The organism is Pseudomonas sp. NMI542_15, assembly GCF_021283425.1.
Lineage (GTDB): Bacteria > Pseudomonadota > Gammaproteobacteria > Pseudomonadales > Pseudomonadaceae > Aquipseudomonas > Aquipseudomonas fortuita.
Genome location: NZ_JAJSRO010000080.1, coordinates 1 through 377, shown reverse-complemented (window position 1 = coordinate 377; position 377 = coordinate 1). Strand labels below are relative to the sequence as shown.

General features: G+C 67.6%; 1 protein-coding gene. It reads left to right on the top strand.

Annotated features, from left to right (window positions below; genetic code table 11):
* Positions 1 to 377: Ig-like domain-containing protein (locus LU684_RS30500; protein ID WP_232895379.1), on the top strand; the 377-nt coding region annotated here is incomplete at both ends.

The following is a 377-nucleotide window of genomic DNA, read 5'->3' as shown; positions in this document are numbered from 1 at the left end:
CTCACTGGTTCCGCCCCTGCGGGGACGCGCGTGGAGGTGCGTGACGCCAACGGCACCCTGATCGGCAGCGCCATCGCTAATGACGATGGCACCTTCAGCATCGAGCTGAGCCCGGCCCAGGCCAACGGCGAACTGCTGGATGTGGTCGCCATTGATGACAGCGGCGCTTCCTCTCTGCCTGCGCAGATCACCGCGCCCGACATCACCGCCCCCGCCAGCCCGACCGAGCTGTCCGTCAGCGCTGACGGCAGCGTCATCACCGGCCGTGCCGAACCCGGCAGCACTGTGCGTATCGTTGCCGCCGATGGCACCGAACTGGGCACGGCTGTAGTCGGCCCAACCGGCGTGTTCAGCATCAACCTCAACCCCCCACAGGT